This is a genomic window from Saccharomonospora amisosensis, assembly GCF_011761185.1.
GTDB classification, from domain to species: domain Bacteria; phylum Actinomycetota; class Actinomycetes; order Mycobacteriales; family Pseudonocardiaceae; genus Saccharomonospora_A; species Saccharomonospora_A amisosensis.
Genome location: NZ_JAAOYM010000001.1, coordinates 2230644 through 2252364, shown reverse-complemented (window position 1 = coordinate 2252364; position 21721 = coordinate 2230644). Strand labels below are relative to the sequence as shown.

The window sequence follows — 21721 nt, the reverse complement described above, 5'->3', positions numbered from 1 at the left end:
GCTCACTTCCCTCCGCCCGGGAGCAGCGCCGTGGCTTCCTTCTGCGCGGATCGCAGCGCCTCCGCGGGATCAGCGCCCTGGTACACGGCGTTCTCCACGGCCTGCATCATCCCGTCGCGGATCTGCAGGTAATTCGCGCCGGGCATCGACACCCACGGCTCAAGGTGCTCCAGCTGCTTCAGGTTCGGCTCGAGGTACGGGTTCTCGTCGGCCCACTGCTTCAGGCCGTCCGGGTCGTCCACCAGCCCGGTGCGCAACGGCAGGTAGCCGATCTTGGTGGCGATCGTGGTGTACGCCTTCTCGCTGGTGAGGAACTTGATCAGCTCCCACGCGGCCCGCTGCTTGGCCGCGTCCTTGGAGAACACGAACAGCGCGGCCCCGGAGTTGGTCGGGATGGCCTGCTTGCCGTCGAAGCTCGGCATCGCCGCGGCGCCGAGCTCCCACCTGTCACCGGCTCCCTTGAGGAAGGTGCCCTGGATGGCGCTGGACTCCAGGATCATGCCGAGGTCGCCACGGGCGAAGGACTCGACGGCCTGCATCTGCGTGCGGTTGGGCATGGCGCCGGCTTTCACCATGTCCTGCATGGTGCGCACGACCTCGACCGAGGGCTCGTCGGCGAACGTCAGCCTCGAGCGGTCCTCGGAGATGACCCTGCCGCCGCCCGAGCGCACGAGAGCCTGGAAGCACCAGTCCTTGGCGGCCTTGGTCAGGCAGTCCACATAGGCGCCGTCCTTGCCGGTGCTCTTCTTGATGGCCTCGGCCGCGTCGCGGACCTCGGCCCAGGTGGCGGGCGGGTTTTCGGGGTCGAGACCGGCCTGAGTGAACAGCTGCTTGTTGTAGTAGAGCATCGGCGTGGAGAAGACGAACGGCACGCCGTAGGTCTTGCCCTCCCAGTCGCCGAGGGTGCGTGCCGACGCCGCATAGGGGTACTGCTCACCGTCGAAGTTGGCCTGCACGGTGTCCTTGCCGACCAGGTCGTCCAGCGGCAGCGCCTTGAGCTGGTTGACGGTGAAGTCGAGGTCGGAGAAACCGAGCTGCACGACGTCGGGCGGGCTGCCGGCGGTGAGCTGGCTCTGCAGGCTGGAGATGGTGTCGGTGGCCGGGTTCGCGCTGTTGCCCTGCGGTTTTTGCGCCGTCACCGAGATGTTCGGATGTGCCTTCTCGAACGCGGCGATCAGCTCGTTGAAGGTGTCGGGCCACGCCCCGGCCTGGCCGAAGTTGTAGCTCTCGAAGACGATCGACACCTTCTGGTCCGGCTTCAGTTCGGGAACGCGGCTCACCGGCCCTTCCGAACCGGTGCTCTCGCTGCCCAGTCCGCAGGCCGCGGTGGCCAGCATCAGCGCCGCGGCGCAGGCCGCGAGCAGGAAACGTTTCATGGGGGATTCCTCTTTCTTCGGGGGTGATCAGACGGGTTCGGGGACCGACACGGCCTGCCAGGCGAGCCTGCGCCCGCTGCTGTGGTCGAACAGGTGCAGCTGCTCCGGCCGGGTATCCAGGGTGACTGCCTCCCCGGGGGTGACCCCGAGGGGACGCGGGCCGCGCACGGAGACGGTGGTGTGCCCGGCCCGGCATTGGGCGACCTCCTCGCTGCCGAGGTTCTCGACGGTCGTGACAACGGCTCGGATTCCCTGCCTTCCGGCCGGGCTGAGCGTGAGGTGCTCGGGCCGGACACCGAGCCGGACCGGCCGTTCCGGGATGTCCGCCTCGATGCCGAGTGACAGGCGGAGCCCTTCGGCCTCGGCGAGGAGCACACCGTCCACCGAACGCACGGTCGCGTCGAGGACGTTCATGGCTGGCGAGCCGAGGAACGTCGCGGCGAACACCGACGCGGGCGCGTCGTACATCTCGGATGGTGTGCCGAGCTGTTCGAGCCTGCCCTCGTTCAGCAGTGCGATGCGCGTGGCCATGGTCATGGCCTCGACCTGATCGTGGGTGACGTAGACCGTCGTGGTCCGCAGCCTGCGGTGCAGCTCCGCGATCTCGGCTCGGGTTCCGGCGCGCAGTTTGGCATCCAGATTGGACAAGGGCTCATCCATGAGGAAGGCACCGGGGTCGCGCACGAGCGCCCTGCCGAGCGCCACCCGTTGCCGCTGGCCGCCGGAGAGCTCGCGAGGTTTGCGGTCGAGCAGGTCGGTGAGACCGAGCGTTGCGGCCACCTCCGCCACCCTCGCCCGGATCTCCGCCCGAGGACGTTTCCTGGTACGCAGCGGAAAACCGATGTTGCGGGCCACGGACAGGTGCGGATAGAGGGCGTAGCTCTGGAACACCATCGCCACGTCGCGCCGCTGCGGCGGCAGGTGCGTTATGTCGGCGTCGCCGAGCCAGAGCCTGCCCTCGGTGGGAGGCAGCAGGCCGGCGATCATGCGGAGCAGAGTCGACTTGCCGCATCCACTCGGTCCCAGCAGGACGAGGAACTCGCCGTCGGCGATGTCCAGTTCTATGTCGTCAACGGCCGTCACCGCGCCGAAGCGCCGGGTCAGCCCCTGAAGTCGAATCCGGCTCACAACCGCTACCGCACCTTTCCTGTCGTCGGCGGCTTTCCACCGAACGGGCTCAGTGCAACAGCAGTTCGTATACGGATGGTGAACAAACCCCGTGACGATCGGGAAACGCAATCAGCCCAGTACGATCGCCTCTGGCCGCGCGCTCACGCACCACCGGTGGCGTTCCGCCGGACAGCACAGCCGCGACCTCGGCGCCGCGCACCGCGAGCTCGATGACTTCGCCCCCACCGTGTCGATTCGCTCGCCGAGCACACTGAAGATCACCCGGTTCCACGCGAACACATCGAATCGTTCACAACCGGTTGGCAATGGCGTCATTGCCACAAAACGGCTACTTCACCCAACACGAACACCGTGTGAGGGTCGTATCGTCTCCCGAAGGGTTCACCCCGTGGCTCTCTCGCCGAGAATCTCGCTGCGTAGCCTGCTTACCGTCGCCATCGCGGCGCTGCTGTTCAGCAGCGCAACCACGATGACCGCCCCGTCCGCTCTCGCGCTACCTCCCGGAACGCCGTCCAAAGCCACCGCACAAGCCGAACTCGACTCGCTGACCGTCCGCTCCCAGGAGTCGATGACCGGCTACTCCCGCGACAAGTTCCCACACTGGATCGGACAAGGCGACAACTGCAACACCCGCGAAGTAGTGCTCGAACGCGACGCCGACTACGCCAGCATCGGCGCGGACTGCTACCCCGACTCCGGCCGCTGGTACAGCTACTACGACGGCGCCGTCTGGTATCAGGCATCCGACGTCGACATCGACCACATCGTGCCCCTCGCCGAGGCATGGCGCTCCGGCGCACGCAACTGGACAACCAGCAAGCGGCAGAGCTTCGCCAACGACCTCAACGGTCCCCAGCTGATCGCCGTCACCGACAACGTCAACCAGGCCAAGGGCGACCAAGACCCCTCCGCCTGGCAACCACCGCGCTCCGGCGCCCGCTGCGCCTACTCCAAATGGTGGATCCACACCAAATACCGCTGGGGCCTGCACCTGCAGTCATCGGAAAAGTCCTCACTACAGAGCATGCTCAACACCTGCTCGTACTGAACACACCGCCGTGGCGTCACGCGCGCACACCCGTGACGCCACGGCTTCGCGCAAGGAGTCTGCATGGCAGAGCGGTCCTCGGTCTTCACCGCCAGCCACGGCGTCATGACCACCGAGGTCGGCGTGATCAGCGGCGAACTCGAACTGCGCACCAACTGCGACAACCACGGCCTACTCACACTGAGAATCACCTACCACGGCGCCGACGAGTGGTACACACTACCCGGCAACGGCCACCGCCTGCACGACCCGCGCGATCACGAAGTCGTGCACCGCATCCTCGCCACCGTACTCGCCCGCCCGTAGGTCAGAACTCCTACGGAAGTGTTTGACAAACCAGGCACTCCCCCAACCGAACGCCAACGCCGCCGACACGCTGAGATTCATCCCAGCGTGAGCACCGCCAGGTTGTTGCCAGCAAAGAAACTGATCAGTGTGCCGGAGGTAACGTCTTTAGCGGCTCGTAACTCGCAAAGCGGCTCCGATGCCACCGGGCCCTACTGCCGACGAACACGGCACCCGACAGGAGGCAGGTTGGTACCGCCGCGCCGGTCGTGCGCCGCATCTTCACCTCCTACCTCGCCGGGCAGGGCCTGTACTCACTGGCCGAAGAACTGACCCGCGAGGGCATCCCCTGCCCCTCGGCCCACGACCCCGCACGCAACAAACACCGCTGCGGCACCGCCTGGTCCAAAGCCGCCATCCGCGCCATCCTCACCAACCCCCGCTACACCGGCCACCAAATCTGGAACCGGCAACGCAAACACGAACGCCTCCTCGACGTCGACAACGTCGCGCTCGGCCACACCACCACACTGGTCTGGAACACCCAAGACGCCTGGATCTCCTCCACCGACCCCGCCCACGAACCCCTCATCGACACCGACACCTTCACCCAAACACAAACCCTGCTGGCCGCGCACGGCAAACAACGCAACACCCGCGACCGGCGCCGCGTCCAACACACCTACCAGCTACGCGGACTCCTGCACTGCGGCCTGTGCCAACGCCGCATGCAAGGCCAACACACCCGCAACCAGCCCTACTACCGCTGCCGCTTCCCCACCGAATACGGCCTCGCCAACAAAATCGCCCACCCCCGCAACGTCTACCTCGCCGAACGCGACATCCTGCCCACCCTCGACGACTGGCTGGCCACCCTGTTCACCCCACACCGACTCCGCGACACCCTCACCACACTCGCCACATCACAACCCGACCCCACCACCGACCCCGCCCACCTCGCCGCCGAACGCGCACTACGCGAATGCGACACCAAACTCGACCAATACCGAAAAGCCCTCGAAGCCGGAACCGACCCCACCCTCATCGCCCAATGGACCGCCCAAATCCAAGCCCGCCGCGCCCAAGCCCTCGCCACCACCACCACAACCAACCAACCGAAACCACTGACCGACACCGACATCGACACACTCATCCAAGAACTCGGCGACATCCGCACCACCATCCACCACGCCAACCCCAACGACAAAGCCGACGTCTACCACAAACTAGGCCTCAACCTGACCTACCAGCCCGGAAAACACGAAGTGCGCGCCGAGATAACACTCGACGCGCACATGTGGGGTTACGGTCTGTGTCCGAGGGGGGACTTGAACCCCCACGCCCTTTACGGGCACTAGCACCTCAAGCTAGCGCGTCTGCCATTCCGCCACTCGGACTTGCTGCGAAACAGCGTAGCGGACGCACCCCCGGCCATGCACCGGGGGTGGCCCACGCCGCCCCATCAGCCTCACCTGCGTCAATGGTAGGAATACCGGGTGAACACACCGAGCCCCATCGAGGCCGCCGAAGCAGAGGCGGTGACGCTGACCAGCGAGTTGATCCGCATCGACACCACCAACACCGGCGACCCCGAAACGGTGACCGGTGAGCGAGCCGCCGCCGAGTACGTTGCAGAGCGGCTCACCGAAGTCGGGTACGAGATCACCTACGTGGAGTCCGGTGGCCGGGACAGGCACAACGTGATCGCCCGGCTGCCGGGGTCGGACCCGGGCAGAGGCGCGCTGCTGGTGCACGGCCACCTCGACGTGGTACCCGCCGACGCCTCCGAGTGGTCGGTGCACCCGTTCTCCGGGGCGGTCCAGGACGGCTACGTATGGGGCCGCGGCGCAGTCGACATGAAGGACATGGTCGGCATGACGCTTGCGCTGGCCAGGCACTACAAGCGCCACGGGATCGTACCGCCGCGCGACATCGTGTTCGCCTTCCTCGCCGACGAGGAGGCCGGCGGCAAGTACGGAGCGCAATGGCTCGTGGACAACCGCCCGGAACTGTTCGAGGGCGTCACCGAGGCGATCAGCGAGGTCGGCGGCTTCTCCATCACGTTGCGTGACAACGTGCGCGCCTACCTGATCGAGACGGCGGAGAAGGGCATCCGCTGGATGAAGCTGCGGGTGCGAGGCACAGCGGGCCACGGCTCGATGATCCATCGGGACAACGCGGTGACCAAGCTGGCCGAGGCGGTCGCGACGCTGGGCAACCACCGCTTCCCGCTGGTGCTCACCGATTCGGTGCGGGAGTTCCTCGCCGGGGTCACCGACATCACCGGCTGGGACTTCCCTGAGGACGACCTCGACGGCGCGGTAGCCAAGCTCGGCAACATCTCCCGGATGATCGGGGCGACGCTGCGCGACACCGCCAACCCGACAATGCTCACGGCGGGCTACAAGTCCAACGTCATCCCCTCCACCGCCGAGGCCGCGGTGGACTGCCGCATCCTGCCAGGCAGGCTGGAGGCGTTCGATCGCGAGCTGGACGAACTGCTCGGCCCCGACATCGAGCGCGAGTGGATGGAACTGCCACCCGTTGAGACCACCTTCGACGGTGCGCTGGTGGACGCGATGACGGCGGCCGTCGTGGCCGAGGACCCCGGTGCCCGCACCCTGCCTTACATGCTCTCCGGCGGAACCGACGCCAAGGCGTTCCAGAAGCTGGGTATCCGCAACTTCGGCTTCGCTCCGCTTCGGCTGCCGGCCGACCTGGACTTCTCGGCGCTGTTCCACGGGGTGGACGAACGGGTACCGGTGGAGGCACTGCGGTTCGGCACCCGCGTGCTCGATCGCTTCTTCCGCTCCTGCTGAGTCGCCCCGAGCACACGAGTAGGGCCAAAGCCCAGGTCCGCGCCGGGTATCGTACCGGAAGTGAGCCAATCTCCCGGATATGTCGAGAACCTGTTCGTCTACCCGATCAAGGGGCTCAGCCCCCAGCCGCTGCGAGAGGTGACGCTTCGCACCGGGCAGGGCTTCCCCGGAGACCGCGAGTTCGCACTGGCTCGACCGGAGGGCCGCTACCGGCCCGGCATGGCCGAGCCGCTGCCGAAGACGGAATTCTTCATGCTCGCCAAGGACGCCTCGCTCGCGGGTGTCACGACCAGTTTCGATCCCAGCAGCGGACTGCTGCGGGTCGGCAGGCAGGGCCGGGAGGTTCTTTCGGCCGACCTGCGATCCGAGGCCGGGCGCGCCGAGGTGACGCGGTTCTTCGCCGGGGTGCTCGATCGCGCACCGCAGCGGGCACCGGTGTTCGCGCACGCCGAGGGCAGGCGCTTCACCGACGTGTCGGTGCGCTCGGAGGCCATGATGAACGCCGTCTCGATCATCAACCTGGCCTCGGTGCGTGATCTGCGAGACCGGATCGGCCAACCGGTGCACCCGCTGCGGTTCCGCGCCAACATCTACGTCGAAGGCCTGCCGCCGTGGGTCGAACGTGACCTCGTCGGTGAGGAGATCCGTATCGGCGAGCTGACGCTTCGCGTGGTGGTCGGCATCAAGCGGTGCGCGGCCACGGCTGTCGACCCGGACACCGCCCGCCGCGACCTGAACGTGCCGAAGCTGCTCACCCGCGAGTACGGCCACCTCGAGTGCGGCGTGTACGCCGAGGTCGTCAGCGGCGGCACGCTGCGGCCTAAGGACGGCGTGCTACTGCCGCCCACGTCCTGACCGTGACCGGCGGGACCTCCCGGCGGGTCACCCTGCCGAGGAGGACACCTCCCGGCCGCTTTGCTGCCAGGCGAGCATGCCGCCCTCCAGATCGACGACGTCGGTGAAGCCCAGCCCCTCCAGGGCGCGCGCCGCCTCCGCGCTCATCGTGCCGCTCATGCAGTAGATCGCGACGGGGGTGGCGCGATCGGACGGCAACCGGGCCTGCTGGCTTTCGATCTGGTCGAACGGGATGGCCAGGTCGGTCCCGGGCAACGTCCCCTCGAAGGGCACGTGGACATTGATGGTCACGCGAGCGGGATCGGCTATCGCGTCGGCGAACTCCTCGGGCCCGAGCAACCTCGCGGGCCCGGTCGCCGCCGTGGTCGGCTCGGAATCCTGCTCGACCGGGCCACATCCTGCCACGCCGAGCAACGCGACGGCGGCGAGCACGAGCCACCGGGCGCGGCGACGACGCGCCCGTCCCCTGCCGCGATCAGCTCGGGTCGTTCCCACGCTTGGACTGTCCATGCCCACTACTATGACGCATAGTGGTTCGGGGGTGGTGGGCAGGCTGCTTCACGCTTTCGCCTTGCGGGCGGCCAGCCGCTCGACGATGCCCAGTTTGAAGCGCTCGTGTCGCTCGACGGTGACGTCGTGTGTCCGGACGTGTTCGATCGGCCGCCTGCGGAAATGCTCCCCGCCGATCGGCACCATCACGGCATCCAGCAGGAACTGCACGGCACGCGCGGGCAGCGAAGTGCTCCTGACGTGGTCGGCGAGCACCAGCAGGCCACCGGGGCGCAACACCCGCACCATCTCCGCTACCGCGGCCCGCTCGTCGGGAATCCCGCACAGCGCGAAGGTGCTCACCACCGTGTCGAACGAGGCGTCGGGGAAGTCCAGCCGCTGCGCGTCCTCGACCCGCAACCGCGCCGCACGACCGAGGTCGTCGGCACGGCGACGCGCGTACTCGAGCATTCCCGGGCTGAAGTCGATCCCGGTCAGTCGCGCGTCCTCGGGGTAGAACGGCAGGTTCAGCCCGGTTCCGATCGCCACCTCGAGCACGTCACCTTCCGCCTGCGCGCAGGCCCACTGCCGGGTGTCGCCGAACAGCTTGCGGTCGAAGAAGCTCATCTGCCTGTCGTAACCGCGGGAGTTGCGATCCCAGTATCGGCGCAGCCGGTCGAGGTCCGTGCCCGAAGCCATCGATCTGCCTTCCCTTCCTTCACCGCGGCTCAAAGGCGAGCCGCCCTTCCTTCGTACCAGGCGAGTAACACCCGGACGTCATCGTGCGGCAGCCGTGACAGCGGTGAGCACTCGGGTCGGTCACGGCCCGGCCGCGTGGTGCTCGACCTCCCGCACCGCAGCACGCAGTTGCGCCAGGTGCCTGCGGGCGGCCTCCTTGGCCGACATGACCCGTAGCCGCCAGGTCAGGTTGACACACCCGAGCACCTGCCCGGCCACCCGTAGCGGCACGGCGATGGAGTTGCGGCCGTCGTCGGACTCGGCACGCGGCCTGCCGTAGTCGCCGCCGAAGTCGGGCGCGCGCACGCTGTACCCGCGCCGTCGCGTCTGCTCGACGATGCGCCGCACCCGGTCGTCGTCGTGAGCGAGTTCGTGGCCCGCCACGTCCCGCTCGCGTAGCCTGCGAAGCACCGCTTCACGCTCCTCGTCCGCGCAGAAGGCGAGGTATGCCCGACCCGAGGCAGAACGCAGCATGTTGACCCGGAAACCGACCGGCTTCGCCATGACGTCGTCGAAGTAGGCAAGCGGGCTGTTGGTCTCGATCGTCTCCATGTAGTCCAGCCGCGGCACGCTCAGCACCGACGGCCACCTTGTCTGTTCACACAGCCGCTTCAGCACGGGCGAGGCGATCTCCACCAGCCACTCCGCGTCGTCTATCTTGGCCCGGCGCTGCTGGATGTGGCTCGGCAGGAACGCACCGTCGGCCATCCGCTGCCACACCAGGCCCTCACGGTGGCAGGTGTGCAGAATCCGGGTCAGCGTGGCCTTCGGGATTCCGGTGGCCAGATGCAGGTCGTGCAGGCTGGCGGCACGCATCTCCTGCAGTACCCGCAAGACCCGCAGGCCGCGCGCCAGCGAACGCACCGGCTTGACCCGATACTCCCGCATCGCGACGCTCCCTCCGGATTTTTCACGCCGCGAAAAACTAGCAGGAAACTGTTGCTTCGGTCACCGGCTCTTGGCGACCGTTACCAGGTGCGACTCAGTGCTGAGGTGGTAGAGGGCGAGCTGTTGTGGGAACCGGACCAGGCATGGTGCGACCGCACGCACCTGACCGCCTACCTGGGGTGGCTGGAACGTGAACGGGGGCTGCGTTTCGCCGACTACGCGGCGCTTTGGGAATGGTCGGTATCGGACCTTGCGGCGTTTTGGCAGTCGATCTGGGACTACTTCGGCGTGCGCGCCTCGGCACCGGCGCGGTGTGTCCTCGCGGATCGCTCGATGCCTGGCGCACACTGGTTTCCCGGTGCGGAGCTGAACTACGCCGAGCACGCCCTCTCAGCCGAGCACCGCGGCGGTGACGCCGTGCTGTGGGCGGCGGAGCACCTGCCGCTCGGTGCCATGTCGTGGCAGGAGTTCGCGGCAGCGGTGCGCGTTCTCGCCACCCGCCTTCGCGAGCTGGGCGTGCGCCCAGGTGACCGCGTGGTGGCCTACCTGCCGAACATCCCGCACACGCTCATCGCCATGCTGGCGACCACCAGCATCGGCGCGGTGTGGGCCGCCTGCTCCCCCGACTTCGGCGCGACCGGCGCACTCGACCGGTTCGGCCAACTCGAGCCGACCGTGCTGTTCGCCGTCGACGGCTACCGCTACGCCGGCGTCGAGCGCGACCGCCGCGACGAGGTCCGCGCGCTCGCGGAGGCGCTGCCGGGGTTACGGCACGTGGTCTGGGTGAGCTACCTGTACCCCGACCAGCCGTCACCCGAGGGCACCCTCGACTGGGAACGAATGCTTGACCATCCTGGCGTCAGCGCGGAGGAGTTCAGCTTCGAGCAGGTTCCCTTCGACCATCCACTATGGATACTGTTCTCCTCGGGGACCACAGGTCCACCGAAGGCGATCGTGCACGGACACGGCGGCATCCTGCTCGAGCAGTTGAAGTTGCACCACTTCCACATGGATCTACACGTGGGCGACCGGTTGTTCTTCCACAGCACCACCGGCTGGATGATGTGGAACTTCCTGGCGAGCTCATTGCTGGCGGGTGCCGTTCCCGTGCTCTACGACGGCAGCCCCACCCATCCGGACATCGATGTGTTGTGGCGGCTGGCCCAGGACGCCGAGGTCACCTGCTTCGGGGCGAGTCCATCCTATGTAGACATCGTTGACCGGGCGGGACTCGCGCCGGGCGAGCGATTCGAGCTGAGCGCGCTGCGCACGGTGGTGCCAGCCGGGTCGCCGGTTTCGGCCGAGTGCACGGCGTGGTTCTACCGCAACGTCAAGCGCCAGTTGTGGGTCGCCACCGGCAGCGGGGGCACCGACTGCTGCACCGGGTTCGTCGGCGGGGTCCCGACGTTGCCGGTACGCGCGGGCGAGATCCAGGCACGCTCGCTCGGAGTCGCCGCCCACGCCTTCGACGACAGCGGCAGGCCGGTGACCGGTAAGGTCGGCGAGCTTGTGCTCACCGAACCGCTGCCCTCCATGCCGCTGCGGTTCTGGGGTGACGACGACGGCAGCCGGTACCGGGCGTCGTACTTCGAGCACTTCCCCGGGGTGTGGCGACACGGTGACTTCTTCCTGGTGAACGAACGGGGTGGCTGCTTCGTCCTCGGCCGCTCCGACGCCACCCTGAACCGGCACGGTGTGCGCATCGGCACAGCGGAGATCTATCGGGCGCTGGACGAGCTGCCCGAGATCGACAATGCTCTGGTGGTGAACCTGCACCGCCCCGGCGGTGGGTTCCACATGCCGCTGTTCGTCAGGCTGACGGAGGGCACCGTGCTGGATGAGGCGTTACGCGCGAAGATCAACGACCAGCTCCGGCGCACCCGTACCCCGAGGCACGTTCCCGACGAGATCGTGGCTGTTCCCGCCATCCCCATGACGATCTCCGGCAAGAAGCTGGAGATCCCCGTCCGCCGCATCCTGCAGGGCGAACCGGTGGAGCAGGTGGCCGACCGCTCCGCCATGGCAGATCCCTGCGCGCTGGACGCGTTCGTCGAGTACGCCCGTAACCAACCCAACTGATCGCCGAAGGGAAGACCTATGGACAAGGCAGGCGCATTCCCGTTGCCCTCGCAGATCGGTGACGTGCCGGGCGCGGAGAACTGGCGGTCGATGTACCCCTACTTCACCCGCTTCCAGCCCGAGGACGACCAGCGGTTCTGGTTCTACAACTCGATGCACTTCCCCGAGCCGATCTCGGCGTTCGATGCCATCACCGCCGAGGTCCCGTACACGGCGATCGGCGCGAACACCGCGAGGGTGTTCGCCTTCCCCACCACGCTCGGCATCGAACACCGCATCGTCAACGGCCGCGTGTACATCACGGCCAACCCCGTGCTCGACCCCGACGAGATCGCCAGACGCAACGAGGTGTTCACCGAACGGGCGGGCTACTACTACGCGAACTGGGACCGGCTGTTCGGCGAGTGGAAGGACCGGATCACCGACCTGATCGAGCAGATCGAGTCCATCGAGGTTCCCACCCTGCCGGAGTTCGACGACGCCGAGGTCGTCACGCGGGCCCGAGGTATCGCTCAGAACCACTACGTGCGTGAGAACTACCACCGCTGCATCGACCTGTTCTCCAAGATGTGGCATCACCACACCGAGTTCCTCATGCTCGGCTACGGCGCCTACGTGGTGTTCTTCGAGTTCTGCAAGCAGGCCTTCCCCGAGATCCCCGACCAGACGGTGGCGCGCATGGTGGCGGGCATCGACGTGGTGATGTACCGGCCGGACGACGAGCTGAAGCGGCTCGCCGCGCTCGCCGTGGAGGCCGGCGTCGACGACCTGTTCGTGGAGGGGTGTGACCCGGCGAAGGTACTCGACGCGCTCGGCAACCGCGGCGAGGGCGGTACGCGCTGGCTCGCCGCGCTGGAGGAGGCCAAGCGGCCGTGGTTCAACGTCTCCACCGGCGACGGCTTCTACCACCATCACCGGAGCTGGAACGACGACCTCACGGTGCCGTTCGCCGCGCTCCCCCGCTACGTGGAGCTGGCTCGCAAGGGCGAGTTGCGGTCCAGACCTACCGAGCAGCTCAAGCGGGAGCGCGAGCGCATCGCGGCCGAGTACCGCGGCCTGCTGGCCAGCGACGAGGAGAAGGCCGCGTTCGACCAGATGCTGGGCCTGTGCCGGGTGGTGTTCCCCTACGTCGAGGACCACAAGTTCTACTGCGAGCACTGGTTCACCACCCAGTTCTTCGACCGCATCCGCGACTTCGGAAAGCTGCTGTGTGACCAGGGCGTCCTCGACACCGCCGAGGACATCTTCCAGTTGCACCACAGCGAGATCGACTCCGCACTCGCCGACGTCATGCTCGCCTGGTCAAGCGGAGGCAGGCCACTCGGCGGCGACCATTTCAAACCGATCGTCGCGCAGCGCAAGAAGATGCTGGAGGCGTTGCGCGACTGGTCGCCGCCACCGGCGCTCGGGCCGGTTCCGGAAGCGCTGAACGACCCCGCCGTGAAGATGCTGTGGGGCATCACCAGCGAGACGATCGAAGCCTGGGCCCGAGCCGATGACGACGACGCGGTGAGCGGCTACGCGGCCGCACCGGGTGTCGTGGAGGGCGTCGCGCGAGTGCTGATGAGCGTCAACGACATCGGCCAGGTCCGCGAGGGCGAGATCCTGGTGTGCCCGGTGACGGCACCGAGCTGGGGACCGGTGTTCGGCAAGATCGCCGCCGCCGTCTCCGACATCGGCGGCACCATGTCCCACGCCGCGATCGTCGCAAGGGAGTACGGCATGCCCGCCGTGGTGGGCACCGGCAACGCCACCAAGAAGATCCGCACCGGGCAGCGCGTTCGCGTTGACGGCGATCGAGGGGTCGTAACCGTCCTCGAGGACGGTGCGGCGTGACCGGCGGCACCGACCACGCCCGCTACGTCGCCGAGTTCATGCGGCTGGGCAAGGGCGACGTGAACAGGGCAGGCGGCAAGGGAGCCGCGCTGGGCGAGCTGACCAGGGCGGGCGCCAAGGTACCGCCCGGTTGCGTGGTCACCACGGCGGCGTTCGACCTGGCCGTCGACGGCTCGGTCCGCGACCAGGCACGGCGGCTGGCATCGGGCGATGTCGACGACACCACCGCACTGGCCGACGCGGCGGCGAGGCTGCGGCGGCGGGTGGAGTCCACGCCGCTGCCGCCGCCGGTGCGCGAGGCGATACTGCGGCACTACCGGGAACTGGACGCGGGTCCGGTCGCGGTGCGCTCCAGCGCCACCGCGGAGGACGGCGCCGACGCCAGCTTCGCGGGACTGCAGGACACCTACCTGTGGGTTCGCGGTGAGGACGCCGTATGCACCGCCGTACGGCGGTGCTGGGCGAGCCTGTACAGCGCGGAGTCGCTGACCTACCGCGGCCGCCGCGGCCTGCCGGAGGACGGGTTGTCGATGGCCGTTGTGGTCCAGCGGATGGTGGAGCCGAAAGCGGCGGGGGTGATGTTCACCCGCAGCCCGCTCACCGGCGACCGGTCGGTGATCGCCGTGGAGGGCAGTTGGGGACTGGGCTCGGCGCTGGTGAGCGGGGACGTCACGCCGGACAGCTTCGTGGTGAACAAGGTGACCGGCGAGGTACTGAACCGGTCGGTGCCCGCCAAACTCCGGCTGCACCGGATGGACCCCTCCGGCAGCGGCGTGCTCGCCGACGACGTGCCGTCCGAGCTGCGTGAGGTGCCGTGCCTTTCCGACGACGAGATCGGGGAGCTGGTGCGCCTCGGCAGAGCGATCGAGCGGCACTTCGGTTGCCCGCAGGACATCGAGTGGGCCATCACCGAGGCGGGCGAGGTGTTCCTGCTGCAGAGCAGACCGGAAACGGTGTGGGCGGCCAGGGAACAGCCGCCGGTCGCGGTCCCGAAGGCCCGCGCGTTCGACCACGTACTCGACCTGCTGGGGGGTGGCGCTTGAATCCGAGCAATCTGACCGACGAGGACGTGCGCGACATCCTCGAGCTCGTGGACAGCACCACCGTCGACGAGCTGCACCTGCGTACCTCGCGGTTCAGCCTCACGTTGCGCCGCGACGGCGGGGGCTGGACGCGGTCCACGACCGTGCACGCCGACCCGGTTGAGGGTGAGCAGGCCGAGCCGCACGAGCCGCCAGACGCCGAGCAGGTGCCCCCGGGTCTGGTGCCGGTGCGGGCGCCGTTGCCCGGCACGTTCTACCGCGCGCCCAAGCCGGGTGCCGCACCGTTCGTCGAGGTGGGCGACCACGTCGAGGACACAACGGTCGTCGGCATCGTTGAGACGATGAAGCTGATGAACTCCGTGGTCGCTGGCACGGCGGGCACGGTCACCGAGATCCGGCTCGGCAACGCGGCGCCAGCCGCGCAGGGTGCCGTGCTCGTCCTGATCGAGGCGGACGGCTCATGACGGCGGCGCGGAACCGGACCGCGGCGACCGCGCGGCCACTGCGCCGCGTCCTCGTCGCCAACCGGGGAGAGATCGCCGCCAGGATCATTCGCACCTGTCGCCGGCTCGGGATCGAAGCGGTGCTCGCGGTCTCCGACGCGGACACCCGGACGCTGCCCGCGCGGCTGGCCGACGCGACCGTTCGGCTGGGCCCGCCGCCGTCGGCTGCCAGCTACCTGGACGTGTCGGCCGTCGTGTCGGCCGCCGTCGCCAGTGGCGCGCAGGCGGTGCACCCCGGGTACGGCTTTCTGTCCGAGAACCAGCGGCTCGCGCGGGCGTGTGCCGACGCGGGGATCGTTTTCGTCGGTGCCACGCCCGCGCAGCTCGCCGCCGTGGGTGACAAGTTGCGGGCCCGAGCGCACGCCGAGGCGGCGGGTATCCCGGTGGTGCCCGGCGGCGAGTTGACCGACCCGGCCGACGCGGCCGAGCTGGCCGAACGGATCGGCTTTCCACTGCTGGTGAAGGCGGTCGGCGGCGGTGGCGGCCGGGGCATGAAGCGGGTCACCGACCCCGCGCGACTGCTGCCGACCGTGGAGTTGGCGATGTCGGAGGCGCAAGCCGCGTTCGGCGATCCGCGCGTGTACCTGGAACGGTTCATCGCCTCGGGGCGGCACGTGGAGGTGCAGCTGCTCGGCGACGGCGAGCGGGTGGTGCACCTCGGTACCAGGGACTGCTCGGTACAGCGGCGTTACCAGAAGCTCATCGAGGAGGCACCCGCTCCCGTACTGGACGAGCACCTGCGCGAGGACATGCACCGCGCCGCCGTGCGATTCGGACAGCGGCTTGGCTACCGCGGACTTGGCACCGTCGAGTTCCTTGTGGACACCCGGCGGCGGAGTTTCTACTTCCTCGAGATGAACGCGCGTATCCAGGTGGAGCATCCGGTGACCGAGGCCGTCACCGGCATCGACCTGGTCGCCGAACAGCTCGCGGTGGCCGAGGGCCACCCGCTTCGGTTGGCCCAGGCCGACGTGGTATCGCGCGGGCACGCGATCGAGTGCCGGATCAACGCCGAGGACTACACCAATGGCTTCCTGCCGCATCCTGGCACCGTCAGCCACGCCGAATGGCCCGTGGGAGAGGGGATTCGCGTCGACACGCACGTGCAGGCGGGTTCGCAGGTACCGCCGTTCTACGACTCGCTGCTGGCCAAGCTGATCGTGCACGCGCCCACCCGCGCGGCCGCGGTGCAACGACTGCGCGGCGCCCTTGCGCGCTGCCGCGTCGAGGGTGTGCGCACCACGATCGGGCTGCACGAGGCAGTGGTGGCGGACCAGGCGTTCGTCGTCGGTGGTGTGGACACCGCCTGGTTCGGCCGCTACCTGGCGGGGATCGGTCATGGCTGAGCTGCGGATCGTCGACGTGTCGCTGCGGGACGGCAACCAGAGCCTGTGGGGCGCGACCGGGCTGAACACCGGCCGCATCCTGCAGATCGCGCCGTTGCTCGACCGGATCGGGTTCCACGCGCTGGACTACACCTCCAGCACGCACATGGGCGTCGCGGTGCGCACCTTCAGGGAGGATCCGTGGGAACGCATCCGCCTCACCCGCGAGGCCATGCCGAACACACCGTTGCAGTTCATCGGCACCGGGTTCCGGTTCATCTCGTGGGAGAGCGTGCACCCGGAGCTGATGCGGCTGGCCTACGACCGGCTCGTCGCATCCGGCATCAGCCGGTTCGTGGTGCTCGACCCGATGCACGACATCGACGCCATGCGCCGCTCGGCGAGCATGATCCGGGCGGCGGGCGCCGAGGAGATCATGGGTGCCCTGGTATACACCGTCAGCGACGCGCACGACGACCAGCTCTACGCCAACCTGGCCAAACAGCTGGCCGAGACACCCGAGATCGACCGCGTGTACATCAAGGACCCTGCAGGGCTGCTCACCCCCGAACGGGCACGCACGCTGATCCCCTCGGTGCGGGCGCGGCTGGGCGGCAAGCCGCTGGAGCTGCACTCCCACTGCACCCTGGGGCTGTCGCAACTGAGCTATCTCGCCGCGGCCGAACTCGGTGTCGAGGTGCTACATGTCGCGTGCGGACCGCTGGCGAACGGTTCCTCCCTTCCCGACGCCCAGCGCACCGTGGCCAACCTGCGCGAACTGGGGCACACCGTCGATGTCGACGACAGGTTGCTTGACAGGGCGGCCGACTACTTCCACCGGATGGCCGTCGCCGAGGGGCTTCCCGCCGGGGCACCGCAACAGTTCGACGCAGCTTTCCTGCGGCACCAGATCGCGGGCGGGGTGCTGACCACCACCCTCCGGCAGTTGCGTGAGCTCGGCCTGCAGGACCGCTTCGACGCGGTGATCGACGAGGTCGACCGGGTCAGGACCGAACTGGGCCACCCGATCATGGTGACGCCGTTCCCGCAGATGGTGTGCTCGCAGGCGCTTTACAACGTGATCGGGCACCGGCGCTGGGAAACGGTGTCCGACCAGGTCATCCGATACGCCCTCGGCAGCTTCGGCAGGCCGACGACCCCGATCGATCCCGGCGTGGCCGACCGGATCCATTCCCTGCCGAGAACCAAGGAACTCGCCGCCGAACCACCACCGCCGACACCGCAGGAGTTGCGCCGCACCTTCGGCAGCCGGATCAGCGACGAGGAGTTGCTGTTGCGGGCGACGATGCCGAGCGAACAGGTCGACGCGATGGTGGCGGCAGGCCCGGCGAAACGGCACTACAACCCCGACCTGGCACCGGTGCTGCGGCTGCTGCGAGAACTCGCGAGCAGGCCGAGCGTGCCCGACCTCGTCGTCGACAAACCCGACTTTCACCTGGAGTTGCGCGGTGGGCACAGCTGAAAGCGAACTGGACCGTGTCAAGGGATTCCTGTTCGACCTCGACGGCACGCTGGTGCTCGGAGACCGGCGTAACAACGGGCTGCGCCCGCTGCCCGGCGCGCTGGAACTGATCGGTTGGCTGCGGCAGCGGGGAGTGCCGTTCGTGGTCTTCACCAACGGCACCACGCGCACCGCGAGCGGCTACGTGAAGCTGCTCACCGAGCTCGGTTTCGGGTTCGAGGACGACGAGGTGCTCACTCCCGCCAGCAGCGCGGTCGAGGTACTGCTGCGGCGCGGGCAGCGCCGGGTGGTCGTGCTCGGCGGGGACGGGCTGGCCGACCCGCTCCGCGACGCCGGTATCGAGGTGCTACCTCCCAGTGGCAGGCCCGCCGCCGACGCGGTGCTGGTCGGTTGGTTCCGGGAGTTCTCGATGGACACCATCGAAGCCGCCTGCCACGCGGTGTGGCAGGGGGCGAGCCTCTACAGCGCCTCGCAGTCGGTGTTCTTCGCCAGCGCCGACGGCAAGGCACTCGGCACCTCTCGGTTGCTCTGCGCGGCGATCAGCAGTGTCACCGGGGCTCGCGTGACGGTCGTGGGCAAACCCTCGACCCACGCACTGCGCGCGGCATGCCACCGGTTGGGGCTGCCCGCCCGGGAGGTCGCGGTGGTCGGCGACGACCCGATGCTGGAGACGCCCATGGCTCGAAGGGGCGGCGCGGTGGCGATCGCGGTGGACACCGGGGTTTCCGGCGGCGAGGAGTACGCGGACGTTCCGCCGGGCAGACTGCCGCACCTGCGGCTGCCGGGGGTGGAGCAGCTGCTGTCGATCCTTCGCGCACGAAGCTGAGTGGAGCCCTGCGCGGTTTCGCCGAAGTCGACGAGTCGCTTTCCGCTATCGGCTCGCACCGAAGATAAAAGGGGCGTGCCGAGTGCGCGCGAGGGTGTCGGGTACACTTCGCGGCAGGCGGAGGGCAATTCGGATTCGGTCATTCTCAGCTGAAACAGGAGGACTGGTGGCGCAGCGGGTTGTTGTCTCCCTCGTGGATGATCTGGACGGTTCCGAGGCCGACGAGACCATCCAGTTCGGCCTGGACGGCATCAGCTACGAGATCGACCTGTCCTCGGAGAATGCCGAGGAGTTGCGCGAGATACTCGCCCACTACGTCGCTCACTCACGCAAAGCGGGCGGCCGCAAGCGGGCCCCTTCGCGGCGTTCCAACGGTAAAGCGCCGAGTCGATCCTCCTCCGCGGAGCGGGAACAGAATCAGGCAATTCGCGCCTGGGCCCGAAAGAACGGATACACCATTTCCGATCGGGGCCGTATTCCTTCCGAGGTCACCGAGGCATACCACAAAGCCCGCTAACCACGAAGCCCGCTAACCACGAAACGGCTGGGCACAGAGCCGCTGGGCACGGGGGAAGTAACTGGTCGCGGCATCCGGACACCGCGTTCGGCTGTGAGGCGTTCGATTGTGAAGCCGAGCACGAGGTCGGCAGCGGCCGCGCGGGTGTGCCCCTAGAGTGAACGTGTGAGCACAGACTGCCTGTTCTGCGGCATCGTGGCCCGTACCGTGCCCGCGACCGTGGTACACGAGACCGACACCGTGCTGGCGTTTCGGGATATCGACCCGCAGGCACCGAGCCACCTGCTGGTCATCCCCAAGGAGCACTACCCCGACGCCGCCGCCATGGCCACGGCCGACCCGCGACTCGCCGGTGACGTGCTGGCCGCCGCCGGTAAGGCGGCCAAGGCCGACGGCATCGATGCCACCGGATACCGCCTCGTTTTCAACACCGGGACCGACGCCAACCAGACGGTGTTCCACGCACACTGCCATGTGCTCGGCGGGCGCCGGATGTCGTGGCCACCGGGCTGAGACCTGTAACGGGAAGAACAGATGATCGACATCGCCGACCAGCTCAGCGCCACGTGCCGGGAGGTTCGGGCGGCATCCGCCGCGGGTGAGGCGGTCAGCGTGCTGCTGCGCAGGCGCTTCCCCGCCACCATCGACAACGTCTGGCAGGCCGTCACCGAGCCAGACCAGCTCGCCCGCTGGTTCCCGAGAGTCACCGGTGACCTGCGTCCAGGCGGTTGCTTCAAGGTCGAGGGCGAGACCGACGGCGTGATCCTCGGATGCGAGCCCCCGCACCTGCTGCGGCTGTCGTGGGGCGACGAGCGCAATGTCGTGGAGGTGCGCCTCGCCGCCGACGAGCACTCCGGCGAAGCCGGCGGCGCGGCCACGATCGTCGAGTTGGTGCACGCGGCGGACCCCGCTGTCGCGGACTGCCTGCGCAGCGGGCCTGGCTGGGATGTGGCGTTCCTGGCACTGGAGCGCCACCTGCGCGCACAGCCGATGGGTGATCCCGCCGCGTGGCGTTCCTCGCAGCAGGTCCAGACCTTTTGCCAGCATTCGGTGAGCGCATGGGCGAGGGTCACCGAAGCGACCGGAGCGGCAGGCGAGGAGCAGCTCGCCGCGGCGCTGCGGCGGTTCGCTCCCGACCTCACCGGCTGAGCCCGCGCGATCTCGGCGGCCGTCGGGTTCGCGGGCTCACTGCGCCAGCCACCCAGCGGGATCGGCGAGCAGGCCAGAGGTCACCACAGCCGCCGCCGCGCGAGCTACCGCGTCACCGGGCAGGCGGGAGGCACGCACCCGGGCCGCCGCGGCCGGGCACCACCGGGCCAGCGCCGCCCGCACCTCGCCGGCGAAGGCCTCGCCGAGTGTGCCAAGCCTGCCGCCGAGTACGACCTCGCCGGGTTCCAGCAACGCCACCGGGCCACCGAGCGCGCGGCCGAGGGCGCGGGCCCCGCACGGGTGGCCGCAACCGCCGCCGGGTCGCCCGACTCCAGCAACCCCGGCAACGGCCCTTCGCCGCCACACAGCCTCGACGAGGCTACGGTGCGCGCCCCCGCCGCGCGCAGCATCGCCCGGTAGCCGGCCACCGTCTCCAGGCAGCCCCGCCCGCCGCACGAGCAGCGTGGACCGCCGCGCCGGACTCGCAGGTGGGCCAGGTCGCCCGGCGACTCCCTTCCGGCCGGAGGGCCCGTGGCCGCGGCGGTGAGCACGCAGGCGCCGAGACCGAGCTCACCGCCCACGTAGAGCAGCGGCTGCTGCCGCGTCGCTCCACCGAACAACGTTTCGGCCAGTGCGGCGAGCCGGTGGGAGCCGTGCGCGCTCACCGCGATCCCGCCGCCGAGCGCCGCCAGCCGGTCACCGAGCAGGCAACCGAGATCGGTTTCCTGCCACCCCAGTTCGGTCGAGTTCACCACCGACGAGTCGGCGACCCGCCCCGGCACCCCGGCAGCCACACCCGCGACGACGTTGCCGGTGGTCTCGGCGGTGCGCAGCAGGCGTCGCAACACCACCTCGGCGGCTCTGCTCGCGGGGGCAGCGTCGCCTCGCAGGTCATCGGCGCGGCGGATGGCCCGGTCCCGCACCCGCCCGGTGAGGTCGACCAGGCATCCTGCGACGTGGTCCGCCTCGAACTGCAGTCCGATTCCCGCCGGACCGAGCGAGTTCAGCACCAGGTCGGTGGCGGGCCTGCCAGGCCCCCTCGCGCGGCCGGTTCCCAGTTCCCGCAGCAGCGCGCCGTCGAGCAGCTCCCCGGTGAGCTGGGTGACCGTGGTCTTGGTGAGGCCGCTGTGCCGAGCCAGCCCGGCTCGCGACACCGGGCCGAGGCTGGCGACGAGTTCGGCGACGAGGGCCAGGTTGTGTTCGTGCTGCCGCAGCGGCCGTGCGGGCACTTCGCGCTCCACGCCACCTCCGCCGAATTAGTAAGTCCACTGGACTATCAAACCCTAGCCAGCGTTGCCGGAGTTCGGGTAGACATCGCACGCGTCACCCGA

At 68.8% G+C, this 21721-nt stretch carries 21 protein-coding genes, 1 tRNA gene and 1 pseudogene; 15 read left to right on the top strand and 8 right to left on the bottom strand.

The window, feature by feature from the left end; all coding sequences use genetic code 11:
* Window positions 1-2: 2 nt before the first annotated feature.
* Window positions 3-1376 carry an ABC transporter substrate-binding protein gene (locus tag FHU38_RS11040; protein WP_167169803.1) on the bottom strand — a complete coding sequence of 458 codons (1374 nt, stop codon included), beginning with the start codon at window positions 1374-1376 and terminating at the stop codon, window positions 3-5.
* Between the two features lie 27 nt (window positions 1377-1403).
* The gene (locus FHU38_RS11035) at window positions 1404-2504 is read right to left on the bottom strand and encodes an ABC transporter ATP-binding protein (protein WP_167169800.1); all 1101 of its coding nucleotides are present in this window, start codon (window positions 2502-2504) and stop codon (window positions 1404-1406) included.
* Window positions 2505-2895: 391 nt separating this feature from the next.
* On the opposite strand from FHU38_RS11035, the gene FHU38_RS11030 reads away from it, so the two are divergent.
* The 3 genes and pseudogenes from FHU38_RS11030 to FHU38_RS28155 all read left to right on the top strand — a co-directional run.
* Entirely contained in the window at window positions 2896-3555 is a 660-nt protein-coding gene (locus FHU38_RS11030; protein WP_313886730.1) for an HNH endonuclease family protein, read from the top strand.
* 63 nt (window positions 3556-3618) lie between these two features.
* Window positions 3619-3861: a hypothetical protein gene (locus FHU38_RS11025; RefSeq protein WP_167169797.1), complete on the top strand. Its 243-nt coding sequence runs from the start codon at window positions 3619-3621 to the stop codon at window positions 3859-3861.
* 248 nt (window positions 3862-4109) lie between these two features.
* Window positions 4110-4622, top strand: a pseudogene (locus FHU38_RS28155) (recombinase family protein); the annotation flags it as partial.
* 192 nt (window positions 4623-4814) lie between these two features.
* Here FHU38_RS28155 and FHU38_RS27310 read toward each other — a convergent pair.
* A complete protein-coding gene (locus FHU38_RS27310) occupies window positions 4815-5063 on the bottom strand; it encodes a hypothetical protein (RefSeq protein WP_167169795.1) in 249 nt (82 codons plus the stop codon).
* Between the two features lie 90 nt (window positions 5064-5153).
* Window positions 5154-5237, bottom strand: a tRNA-Leu gene (locus tag FHU38_RS11010).
* 99 nt (window positions 5238-5336) lie between these two features.
* Between FHU38_RS11010 and FHU38_RS11005 the strand changes: the two genes are divergently transcribed.
* The gene (locus tag FHU38_RS11005; protein ID WP_167169792.1) at window positions 5337-6659 is read left to right on the top strand and encodes a M20/M25/M40 family metallo-hydrolase; all 1323 of its coding nucleotides are present in this window, start codon (window positions 5337-5339) and stop codon (window positions 6657-6659) included.
* 60 nt (window positions 6660-6719) lie between these two features.
* Entirely contained in the window at window positions 6720-7514 is a 795-nt protein-coding gene (locus FHU38_RS27960) for an MOSC domain-containing protein (protein ID WP_208415625.1), read from the top strand.
* A gap of 27 nt (window positions 7515-7541) precedes the next feature.
* Here FHU38_RS27960 and FHU38_RS10995 read toward each other — a convergent pair whose 3' ends face one another.
* The 3 genes from FHU38_RS10995 to FHU38_RS10985 form a co-directional block, all read right to left on the bottom strand.
* The gene (locus FHU38_RS10995) at window positions 7542-8024 is read right to left on the bottom strand and encodes a rhodanese-like domain-containing protein (RefSeq protein WP_167169789.1); all 483 of its coding nucleotides are present in this window, start codon (window positions 8022-8024) and stop codon (window positions 7542-7544) included.
* A 48-nt stretch (window positions 8025-8072) separates the two neighbouring features.
* Window positions 8073-8702: a class I SAM-dependent methyltransferase gene (locus tag FHU38_RS10990; RefSeq protein WP_167169787.1), complete on the bottom strand. Its 630-nt coding sequence runs from the start codon at window positions 8700-8702 to the stop codon at window positions 8073-8075.
* 120 nt (window positions 8703-8822) lie between these two features.
* The gene (locus FHU38_RS10985) at window positions 8823-9629 is read right to left on the bottom strand and encodes a helix-turn-helix domain-containing protein (protein WP_167169783.1); all 807 of its coding nucleotides are present in this window, start codon (window positions 9627-9629) and stop codon (window positions 8823-8825) included.
* Window positions 9630-9716: 87 nt separating this feature from the next.
* Here FHU38_RS10985 and FHU38_RS10980 point away from each other — a divergent pair, with 87 nt between their 5' ends.
* From FHU38_RS10980 to FHU38_RS10935, 10 genes are all read left to right on the top strand, one after another.
* Window positions 9717-11708, top strand: a complete 1992-nt coding sequence (locus FHU38_RS10980; protein ID WP_313886729.1) for an acetoacetate--CoA ligase — start codon at window positions 9717-9719, stop codon at window positions 11706-11708.
* Between the two features lie 18 nt (window positions 11709-11726).
* Window positions 11727-13544: a PEP-utilizing enzyme gene (locus FHU38_RS10975; RefSeq protein ID WP_167169778.1), complete on the top strand. Its 1818-nt coding sequence runs from the start codon at window positions 11727-11729 to the stop codon at window positions 13542-13544.
* Window positions 13541-14587, top strand: a complete 1047-nt coding sequence (locus FHU38_RS10970; protein ID WP_167169776.1) for a PEP/pyruvate-binding domain-containing protein — start codon at window positions 13541-13543, stop codon at window positions 14585-14587. The genes FHU38_RS10975 and FHU38_RS10970 overlap by 4 nt, the downstream gene beginning before the upstream one ends.
* Window positions 14584-15051 (top strand): acetyl-CoA carboxylase biotin carboxyl carrier protein, encoded by a 468-nt coding sequence (locus FHU38_RS10965; protein WP_167169773.1) that lies wholly within the window; start codon window positions 14584-14586, stop codon window positions 15049-15051. The genes FHU38_RS10970 and FHU38_RS10965 overlap by 4 nt, the downstream gene beginning before the upstream one ends.
* Entirely contained in the window at window positions 15048-16436 is a 1389-nt protein-coding gene (locus FHU38_RS10960; protein ID WP_167169770.1) for an acetyl-CoA carboxylase biotin carboxylase subunit, read from the top strand. Before FHU38_RS10965 ends, FHU38_RS10960 begins: the two co-directional genes overlap by 4 nt.
* The gene (locus FHU38_RS10955) at window positions 16429-17898 is read left to right on the top strand and encodes a biotin carboxyl carrier protein (protein WP_167169767.1); all 1470 of its coding nucleotides are present in this window, start codon (window positions 16429-16431) and stop codon (window positions 17896-17898) included. The genes FHU38_RS10960 and FHU38_RS10955 overlap by 8 nt, the downstream gene beginning before the upstream one ends.
* A complete protein-coding gene (locus FHU38_RS10950) occupies window positions 17885-18724 on the top strand; it encodes an HAD-IIA family hydrolase (protein ID WP_167169764.1) in 840 nt (279 codons plus the stop codon). Before FHU38_RS10955 ends, FHU38_RS10950 begins: the two co-directional genes overlap by 14 nt.
* A 166-nt stretch (window positions 18725-18890) precedes the next feature.
* On the top strand, window positions 18891-19241 hold the full coding sequence (locus tag FHU38_RS10945; protein WP_167169761.1) for a histone-like nucleoid-structuring protein Lsr2: 351 nt from the start codon (window positions 18891-18893) through the stop codon (window positions 19239-19241).
* A 165-nt stretch (window positions 19242-19406) separates the two neighbouring features.
* Window positions 19407-19754, top strand: coding sequence for a histidine triad nucleotide-binding protein (locus FHU38_RS10940; RefSeq protein ID WP_167169758.1), 348 nt, complete (start codon window positions 19407-19409; stop codon window positions 19752-19754).
* A gap of 21 nt (window positions 19755-19775) precedes the next feature.
* Entirely contained in the window at window positions 19776-20390 is a 615-nt protein-coding gene (locus FHU38_RS10935) for an SRPBCC domain-containing protein (protein WP_167169755.1), read from the top strand.
* A gap of 104 nt (window positions 20391-20494) precedes the next feature.
* Here the strand turns inward: FHU38_RS10935 and FHU38_RS10930 are convergent, their stop codons facing one another.
* Complete coding sequence (locus FHU38_RS10930; protein WP_313886728.1) at window positions 20495-21631, bottom strand: ROK family protein; 1137 nt, start codon at window positions 21629-21631, stop codon at window positions 20495-20497.
* Between the last annotated feature and the right edge of the window lie 90 nt (window positions 21632-21721).

Bases quoted from the DNA above. Each gene is read 5' to 3' on its own strand.
- FHU38_RS11040 (WP_167169803.1), bottom strand. From the start codon at position 1,376: ATGAAACGTTTCCTGCTCGCGGCCTGCGCCGCGGCGCTGATGCTGGCC.
- FHU38_RS11025 (WP_167169797.1), top strand. From the start codon at position 3,619: ATGGCAGAGCGGTCCTCGGTCTTCACCGCCAGCCACGGCGTCATGACC.
- FHU38_RS10995 (WP_167169789.1), bottom strand. From the start codon at position 8,024: ATGGACAGTCCAAGCGTGGGAACGACCCGAGCTGATCGCGGCAGGGGA.
- FHU38_RS10990 (WP_167169787.1), bottom strand. From the start codon at position 8,702: ATGGCTTCGGGCACGGACCTCGACCGGCTGCGCCGATACTGGGATCGC.
- FHU38_RS10985 (WP_167169783.1), bottom strand. From the start codon at position 9,629: ATGCGGGAGTATCGGGTCAAGCCGGTGCGTTCGCTGGCGCGCGGCCTG.
- FHU38_RS10975 (WP_167169778.1), top strand. From the start codon at position 11,727: ATGGACAAGGCAGGCGCATTCCCGTTGCCCTCGCAGATCGGTGACGTG.
- FHU38_RS10960 (WP_167169770.1), top strand. From the start codon at position 15,048: ATGACGGCGGCGCGGAACCGGACCGCGGCGACCGCGCGGCCACTGCGC.
- FHU38_RS10955 (WP_167169767.1), top strand. From the start codon at position 16,429: ATGGCTGAGCTGCGGATCGTCGACGTGTCGCTGCGGGACGGCAACCAG.
- FHU38_RS10935 (WP_167169755.1), top strand. From the start codon at position 19,776: ATGATCGACATCGCCGACCAGCTCAGCGCCACGTGCCGGGAGGTTCGG.